8 protein-coding genes, 1 tRNA gene and 1 other RNA gene are annotated in these 8380 nt (G+C 59.9%); 8 read left to right on the top strand and 2 right to left on the bottom strand.

Annotated elements, in window-relative coordinates; translation table 11 throughout:
- Positions 1-3: 3 nt before the first annotated feature.
- The 6 genes from CVT63_06930 to CVT63_06905 all read left to right on the top strand — a co-directional run bounded on the left by CVT63_06930 (position 4) and on the right by CVT63_06905 (position 4656).
- The gene (locus CVT63_06930) at positions 4-465 is read left to right on the top strand and encodes a hypothetical protein (protein ID PKQ27646.1); all 462 of its coding nucleotides are present in this window, start codon (positions 4-6) and stop codon (positions 463-465) included.
- Positions 466-702: 237 nt separating this feature from the next.
- Entirely contained in the window at positions 703-2493 is a 1791-nt protein-coding gene (locus CVT63_06925) for a hypothetical protein (protein PKQ27645.1), read from the top strand.
- An 82-nt stretch (positions 2494-2575) separates the two neighbouring features.
- Complete coding sequence (locus CVT63_06920) at positions 2576-3004, top strand: hypothetical protein (protein ID PKQ27644.1); 429 nt, start codon at positions 2576-2578, stop codon at positions 3002-3004.
- Complete coding sequence (locus CVT63_06915) at positions 2997-3647, top strand: hypothetical protein (GenBank protein PKQ27643.1); 651 nt, start codon at positions 2997-2999, stop codon at positions 3645-3647. The genes CVT63_06920 and CVT63_06915 overlap by 8 nt, the downstream gene beginning before the upstream one ends.
- Positions 3616-4593, top strand: coding sequence for an exopolyphosphatase (locus CVT63_06910; GenBank protein PKQ27642.1), 978 nt, complete (start codon positions 3616-3618; stop codon positions 4591-4593). The genes CVT63_06915 and CVT63_06910 overlap by 32 nt, the downstream gene beginning before the upstream one ends.
- Positions 4572-4656: transfer RNA gene (locus CVT63_06905), tRNA-Leu, on the top strand. The genes CVT63_06910 and CVT63_06905 overlap by 22 nt, the downstream gene beginning before the upstream one ends.
- A gap of 83 nt (positions 4657-4739) precedes the next feature.
- Here CVT63_06905 and CVT63_06900 read toward each other — a convergent pair.
- Together CVT63_06900 and CVT63_06895 are read right to left on the bottom strand one after the other, a co-directional pair.
- A complete protein-coding gene (locus tag CVT63_06900; GenBank protein PKQ27641.1) occupies positions 4740-5936 on the bottom strand; it encodes an acetyl-CoA C-acyltransferase in 1197 nt (398 codons plus the stop codon).
- A 79-nt stretch (positions 5937-6015) separates the two neighbouring features.
- The gene (locus CVT63_06895) at positions 6016-6771 is read right to left on the bottom strand and encodes a hypothetical protein (protein ID PKQ27640.1); all 756 of its coding nucleotides are present in this window, start codon (positions 6769-6771) and stop codon (positions 6016-6018) included.
- A 162-nt stretch (positions 6772-6933) separates the two neighbouring features.
- Here CVT63_06895 and ffs point away from each other — a divergent pair.
- An RNA gene (gene ffs / locus CVT63_06890) (signal recognition particle sRNA large type) lies at positions 6934-7201 on the top strand.
- A 15-nt stretch (positions 7202-7216) separates the two neighbouring features.
- Positions 7217-8380, top strand: a 1164-nt coding sequence (locus tag CVT63_06885; GenBank protein ID PKQ27639.1) for a DNA polymerase III subunit gamma/tau, incomplete at its 3' end; no start/stop codon positions are given.

Genomic DNA, 8380 nt, shown 5'->3' with positions numbered 1-8380 from the left:
TTAGTGGACGGAGCAGCGGCCGCGTTTAAGATGAAAAAAAAACAAAGCGCGAAAAAGAAAACCGGTCACGATCGCGGCAGATGGCGGAGGGGGATATCTCCAAGGGTCGTTGGTCTAATATTTCTGTTAGTGATATGCATAGGGGTTGTGATATCTCCGGTTGCGCGTAATCTCGAGGCTACAGGCCGCCTGAAATCCATGGAGAAAGAGCTTGCCAGGCAGAAGCAGATCACAGGATCGCTCGATCGCGAGGTTAGCGATGCTCGTTCGCTCGATTACATTGAAAAAGAAGCCAGGAAAGGACGCCTGGTGAAGCCCGGCGAGATACTTTATCTTGTTACAACAAACGCTAATGCGCCCGAGGTCGAGTATAGATTGAAGGCGCTTCAGTCAATGGACGAGGCGTGGGAGAGCATCCGGTGGAGACTTCACTGCAACGCTTCACGACAGGTTAGTGGACAGTAAGCGCGCCGATGAAACCTTATGCATAATGGGGTCAAACCAAAATATGCGTTTTGTAACAGATAAATGATGGGAGCGCCCATAAAACGCATATTTTGGTTTGACCCCATTATGCGTTTTCTCACGCATAGCTGAACGGAGTTGTTTTCGGGACAGTATATGGCTATAGCGTTATAATATCTGGTGAGCTTGTTTGATTGAACGGCATGTGTCCATGGTTCGCATAAAGGAGTGAATCAAATGGATTGTGAGCGGCATCCAGGTCAGGAGACGATCGGCAAATGTATCGAGTGTGGCAAGGGCATCTGCCCGATGTGCATCGAGGAAAGCGACGATGCCGCGGGTTGCCCGACCTGCCATGAAGCCAGGGTAGCGCGCATAGCAGCGTCTATGGGAGCATCTGTTGAAAAGGTGCCGCGCCGCGCCCGCAAGCCCGCGAAAGAGCCCCGGATGCCTGCGGAAAAGGACTCTAAAAAGAAGAGAAGCGGGCCGGAGCTGTTGGACTCGCGGATCGAAGCGCCTACGCCCGGCATCGCACCCCCCCCTTCCGCAACACAAACAGAAGTTGCTCAGGCGCCGCCCACTATAGCGCCTGGCCCACCGGCGCCGCAGGGTCTCGAGGTACGCGAAGCCGCAGCTGCGCCACAACACCTTCAAGGAATCGAGATACCACCGGGGCCGATCGCGCCCGGGCCTACCGCGGACTTCGATGAGCTGATGGCTGAGGAACACAGGCTGGCGCCGGAGGCTGTGGATGTTGCGCAAGCGCCGGGCCCGACTATTCCACCACCGGCATACGCTCCACCGCAGGCCCCCGCCCCACCGGTTTCGGCGGACACGACGGAGGGCGCGCTGATTGCCTACGACGAGTTCGGCCGCCCCGTTTATGCGGTTGAGCAGGGAAAGAAGGCAAAGAAGGCAAAGAAAGAAAAGCTCCCCAAAGCGCCCAGGGAAAAACCGGTCAAGGCCGCCAGGGAAAAACCGCCGAAGGCAAAGAAAGAAAAAACTCCCCGAAAGCCCAGGCTAGGGAAAGGCGAGTTCCCGGTTGTGCCGGGGGCGCCTGTGCCTCCAGGATTGACGATGCCCGGCGCCCCGCCGGCAGACACTGTTCCACGGCAGGCGCCACCCATTGAACAACCGCCGGCATACGCAGTGCCGCAGATCCCACCCATAGTTTATGAGCAACCGCAACCGGATTACGAGGCGCCACCTCCCCCACCGGCAGACGAGCAGGCCCCGCCCGCGTACAGCCAGCCGTCAACGTTTGAGACGCCAGATGTTATGTCACCGGCGCCGTCCGTCCCGGACATGCCGCGGTACGAGTCTCCACCCGCGGTTGGCGCAACCGAGCCTTCAGAAATAGAGCAGATGCCGGGAGAGTTTGCTCCGTGGGAGATCGAAGCACCCCCGCTTGCCGGGGATGTCGCGCCGGCGGAAGGGCCGCCGCCGTTTCAGGCGCCTGCCGAGGAAAAGCCTTTTGATGTCGAGGGAATCCCGGAGCAGGTTCGTCCGGAGAACGTGAACCCCGAAGATTTCAAGCTGCCACCCGAGTACCAGGAGTTAATGGGCGCTCCCACTGTCGACAGTGCCGGTGGCGAGCGTGAGGCCGAGGCGCCTCCTTCGATTCCACCGCATGCTTCTCCGTCGCTTGATGTTGAAGATCACGAGTGGCCGTTCGATGATGTGCCTTCGATCCCGGCCGATGCTCCTGCCACAAGCGAGTGGGGCGCGCCGGCAGCGCCCGTGGAATCCTGGCAAGGAACGGAAGAGCAGGTGGAAAGCTCGCCCGCATGGTCGGATGATATCCCCGCGATCGAGGCCGCGCCACCAGCGCCAACGCCACCAGCGCCTTTGGAGTACGTGGACATTCCCAACGGAGAAGACGACACCGCAACTGTTGACGATGAAGAGCAGCCACCTGCCGCGCCACCAGTAGAGGCGGTTGAAGGGCCCGGGTCGTTCTTCTTCGAGGAGAACGTAAAAAAGAAAGAAAAGGATCAAAAGGGAGATAGCGATTCCTTCTGGGAGTGAACCCACCTGTTATGACAGGCGCTTCTATGCCGTTGTTCTAACCACCACCGCGCTTATTATCGCTCTCGCGGCCGGCGTGGTCGTGTACCGGGCCACATCCGAGAGCTCTTGCCGCCCGGCGGCGCCTCGGTACGATTTTTCGAGCCTCTTTCTCCACGGGCGTCAGCAGGCCGCTCGCGCGCGGCCGGACGCGGGCAACCCATGTATGGTCATCCAGGAATATCTCGAGCGCTTGCGGCTTGGTGAGTATGCGCCGGCGTACAGGCGTCTGCCAGCCGCCTTGCGAGAGAGGACTTCGCTCTTGGAGTTTATGGAGAACGCGAGAGTAAACGCCCCGTTGTTCCGCGACGTGGCGGGATATGAGTTCAGCGAATACGCGGTTGACGGCGCCACGGCGAAAACTTCCGGATATATAAAGTATGAGGCCGGCGGAAGGAGCCGCGCCCAGGCTTCTTTCGTGATGGATGGCGGACAGTGGAGCATCGAGCTGTTGACGGTGATCTATGAATGAGCGAGCCTGCCAGGCTGCGTCCCTCCTCGAGCGGTTGGCGCCGCCGTTCGCGCGGGCCGTGTTCCCTGGCCTGGAACTCCCGGGCGCGCGCGATGAGGATCTCGTCTGCCGACAGATAGGCAGGCGTTGCCAGGGGAGGATACTCATCTCTTGCCGGTGTCCGCGTGGGCGACCCGCGGTTATTCTCACATTGCCGCTCGAGGGAGAGGGAGGATCGGCGCCGCCACTTCTCTGGCTTACATGTCCGCACGCCGCCGCTCGCGTTGGAACGCTTGAGAGCACGGGGGAAAGCAAGCGTATCGCCGCGCGGCTGAAGTCTGACCAGGCGGCCTCGGTTCTTTTCGCGCAAGACGAGGAGAGATTCAGCGTACTCCAGGAAAGCCTCGCGCGCCTTGTCTCAGGCGAACTTGCCGGAAGGGTGAGAAAGAAAGGCGCGGCGGGCGGCCGCGTCGGCGCTGTCAAATGCCTTCACGCGCACCTTGCCTACAGGCTTTCAGCTTGTCCGGAGAGTTTTCTCTCCCCGCCCGGGGAGCGGGTTGGCGGTGACAGGGGACCGGCGATCATTGGCCGGTGGTGTCAGGAGCTACTGGCGAGAGAGGACGGGAATTGGTGTGAAAGACCACCTGCGGCTTGCGTCACTTGACCTGGGAACGAACTCCACGAGGTTGCTCGTCGCGGAGTGCGACGGCGTTCGCACGGAGACCGTCGATAGGCGCATGGTGATTACGAGGCTCGGGGAAGGAGTGGACGGATCGCGATATCTCCTTCCCGCAGCGGTTGAACGAACGATAGCGGCGATATCCGGCTTCGTGGACGTGATGCGGCCACTTGAACCGGTGGGCGTGGTTGCCGCCGCGACAAGCGTACTGCGCGACAGCCGGAACGGACAGCAGTTCATTGACCGGGTTGAGAAGATGCTCGGCGCCAGGACTCGCATACTGGCGGGTGACGAAGAGGCGCGCCTGAGCTTCCTTGGCGCGGTCTCCGACCTCGAAGCCGCCGTGCGCGTCGGGGAGGGAGGCGCGGCGCTTGTCTTCGACATCGGAGGCGGGAGCACCGAATTCGTTGTGGGAGAATATCCCATGACAAAGAAAGACCTCACAGTGAAGAGCGTGGACGTCGGTTGCGTTCGCATGACCGAGAGGTTTCTCACGAAATCAGATCCGCCGTCACCGCTGGCGGTGGGACGGATGGAGGCGTTCCTTGTCGCGAGCCTGAAGCCGGTTACTGAGACGCTTCGCGCCCTGAAGCCAACGCTGGTGGTCGGACTCGCGGGGACGGTCACGACGTTATCAGGCATCAAACAGAATCTGGAAGAGTACGACACGGAGCGAATCCACCACTCGCGGCTCACTCGACAGGACGTCGAAGAGATGTTCATGCGGCTCGTCACAGCCACGGTTGCCAGGCGTAGAGATATCATGGGCCTCGAGCCCGGGCGCGCGGACATCATCGTTGGCGGGATCGCCGTCCTTCGCGCGATAATGGATCTCACCGGGCTGGACGAGATACTTGTTAGCGAGAAAGACATTCTCGACGGCCTGGTGATCGACCTTTACAATAATAAGCGGGAGTGTCGGAACTGGTAGACGAGACGGACTTAAAATCCGTTGCCTTCGGGCGTGTGGGTTCAAGTCCCACCTCCCGCACCAGCCTGAGAGGTGCGACTGGGGTTAATCCCTGAAAAAACGCAACACAGGGGCCTGACCCCCCGTGTTGCGTTTTTCTGTTCCAGTTATATTTTTTCGATAATTACAGTTCCGCCCTGGCCGCCGCCGCCGCACAGGGTTGCCGCGCCGTACTTTCCGCCCTCCTGATGAAGGATGCGCGCCAGTGTGCCGGTGAGCCGCGGGCCGGAAGCCGAGAGCGGATGGCCGAGGGCGACCGCTCCACCTTTGACGTTGACACTGTTTGGATCGAGACCCATCTCCTTGATCGCGTAAAGCGCGACGATAGAGAACGCCTCGTTGATCTCCCAGTAGTCGATGTCGCGCGCGTCCATGCCGATTTTCTCGAGCGCTTTCTTAGACGCCGGGACCGGGCCTACGCCCATAATGCTCGGATCCACGCCCGCCCAACCCATCGAGATGACCTTCGCCAGGGGCTTGAGGCCCATGGACTTCGCTTTCTCAGCGCTCATGAGCAGCACGGACGACGCGCCCGCGTTCAAGGGAGACGAGTTGCCCGCGGTGATCGTTCCATCAGGCTTGAAGGATGGCGTCAATTGCGAAAGGCTCTCCATGCTCGTGTCAGCGCGGATTGAGAGATCCGTGTCGACATGCTTTATCGAGCCGTCTTCCTGTTCGACATCGAGAGGAAGTATCTCGTCGGTAAAATAGCCGTCCGCGACAGCTTTCGCCGCGCGCTGGTGGCTCCACAGTGACCATTCGTCCATCTCCTCACGGGGAATGTTCGTCAGAGAACAGAGTTTCTCGGCCGTCAGGCCCATCGAGAGCGCGGTTTGCAGCTCATACTTTTTGAGGGAGTCGTCCGACCAGAAGCGCGGGCTGACCATCATGAGGTCGGCGTTGAACCGCGCGTCGAGCGGCACATGGGTCATGTGCTCCATGCCGCTCGCGATGCAGATATCCGAGTAGCCGAGCATGATCTCCATCGAGCACTGGTGCAACGCGCTCATGCCCGAGATGCACACCCTGTCAATGCTTTGAGCCGGGACACAAACAGGCAGTTCCGCGAGCATTGCGACCGTGCGCCCTCCCATGAGATAGTGCTCGCGCATCTGAAGCGCGCAACCAGTGATGAGATCGCCAATCTCCTCAGGGTTGACATTATTCCTGCGGATGAGTTCTTTGATGACGTTCGCGAGCGCCTCGTCCATGCGTTGCTTGTTGTAGGCGTCGCGCTCCGGCTGTGCCGGGCGGGATCGAGAGAATGGTATCCGCAAAATGTCTACTATCACAGCGTCTGTCATGTTGTCCTCCTTAAGTTGCTTCCATTTCGGCGTCTATTCTATCAAAAACAGACACAGAGTTCACAAGATGGGCCGCGGATCACTTCCGGCAGACGTACAGATCCTCAGTTGGATCCAACCCGTAGCGCTTGATCTCGTCACGGCTGAACTTTTTCACGAACGGCACGACCTCGACCGCGAAGCCCGCCGCCTCGAGCTTGCCGCTGAAATCTTTGCCGTAGCCGCGCAGGTGATCCGGGAATTTGAGAATGTGTTCCGCCTGGGCCCGGGTGAGCTCAAAGCGCTCGACTGTTTTTTCAACAAGGATCGGAACCTGTATGACAGCCCGGCCGCCGGGCTTGAGGACGCGCAGCAATTCGCCAAGCGCCTTTGTCTCGTCGTCGATGTGCTCGAGGACGTGATAGCAGATGAGAATGTCAAAGTGGTCGTCGGGCAAGTCGAGGGCACGGATATCCATGTGGCGCATCGCGAGCGGCGAGCGAATATCGATCGACAGGTAGGACACCCGGTGATGACGCCGGCAGAACTCTTGGAATGCCCACGTCGGGGCGATGTCGAGCAACCGCGCCTCGCGAGCCCCAAAGTTGGTTTCATCGAGCAGGTAACGGCACAAAAGCCTGTAGCGCTCAAACGACAGGCAGTTGGGGCACAGAGAGGCCATGTACGGCGAGAACATGAAGAGAGAGAAACTCCTGCCGCAACAAGAGCACTCGATCTTGTCGCCGCGAAAGATGACGGCGCGAACCTTCGCCAGCGCTTCCTTGACAGGGTAGCGCGGCGCGCCGTCGCCGTTGTCGATCCGTATGGGTCTTCTGAGATATCCGGCCAGTGGCATCGCGATCCTCCTGTCTGCCTGCGCGATGTTACCACAAGAAGGCCGTCAGAACCGGCCTCGACCGGAGTTGAGTGGGGATTCGCGGGAGACAGGCCCCGCTACTGGCTGCCGGCGGAGTGTGCCATCGCGCCTGTGGCCAGTTTCGCGTATACTTGCACTTGACTGTGCTAGGTGGGGAGCCAGCGGTGCCCTGTAACCCGCAAACCGCTACAGCGGGGCCGAATCCCCACCGGAGGTTCTTTGGGAGCGGTCGTTGCTGTTCCGGTAAGCGGCGATGAAGGCTGGGTCCCACGCAACGAAAGCTTGTGAACCCCGTCAGGTCCGGGAGGAAGCAGCGGTAAGCAAAAACTTCCGTGTGCCGTGGAGCAACCTGGTTGGAGCTGGCTGCCGGAGCGCGGCTCGGTTCCCGGAATCGATGGTGGGTGCACAGTCACTTTAACAACACGTGAATTTTTACGGTACCAAGCGGGAGAAGACAGCCGAGGCGTTCATGAAACATATATCGCTATATCGCAAGTGGAGGCCGGGGGTCTTCAACGAGGTTATCGGGCAAGGCAGGGTAACCGACACACTGATGAACGCGCTGACGAGTGGGCGCGTGGTGCACGCTTACCTCTTCTCGGGCCCGCGCGGGACCGGGAAGACAAGCACCGCAAGGATACTCGCGAAGGCGATCAACTGTGCAGAGGGACCTACCGCAAAGCCGTGCGGCGTGTGCGAGGCGTGTGTCTCGATCTCGGAAGGGACGGCTCTCGACGTCATCGAGATCGACGCCGCCAGCAATCGCAAGATCGATGAAATGCGCGACCTGCTCGACAAAATACCTTACAGGCCGACCTCTCTGCGCACCAAGGTTTATATCGTTGACGAGGCGCACCAGTTGACGAACGAGGCGTCGAGCGCACTGTTGAAGACGCTCGAGGAACCACCGGGGCACGTCGTGTTTATTCTGGCCACGACCGAGCCGCACAAACTTCTCCCGACGATCGTATCGCGTTGCCAGAAGTACGACTTCAGTCTTGTGTCTGCTCGTGAGATATCGCGTCTCCTGGAGCACATAGCTTCCCGGGAAGAGATAGATATCGAGACAGACGCGCTTGGCATGATAGCGGAACACGCGCGCGGTTCGGTCCGGGACGCGATCGGAGTAATGGATCAGATCTCAAATATGTCGGGCGAGCACATTACGAGCAAGCAACTTGCGGAGATGCTCGGCGAGGTCGAAATCGATCTCGTCTTCGAGACGGTCGATTTCATAATCGACCGCGACACGCCCGGCGTGCTAACTCTAATTGGGAAGATGATAGAGGACGGCAAGGCTCCGCGCCGGTTTGTCGAGTCGCTCATCGGCCACCTGCGCTCTCTTTTTCTGGTGCAGAACGCGGCCAACCCTTCACAGATCGTGGAGGCGACGGAGGAGCATTATGCCAGGCTTGCCGAGCAGGCGAACAGACTCCGGCGACACGAGGTTATTCGATTGATAGAGCGGTTGGGCGATACCCACCGGGAGATGAGGCAAAGCGAGAACCCAAGGTTGGTTCTCGAGTGCGCGCTCGTGAAGATTACGAGCCTGGATGCGGACGCGACGCTTGCCGGCCTGGCGTTTCGC

It is taken from the genome of Candidatus Anoxymicrobium japonicum (genome assembly GCA_002843005.1).
GTDB lineage: Bacteria > Actinomycetota > Geothermincolia > Fen-727 > Anoxymicrobiaceae > Anoxymicrobium > Anoxymicrobium japonicum.
This window is presented reverse-complemented; position numbering and strand designations above follow the sequence as displayed.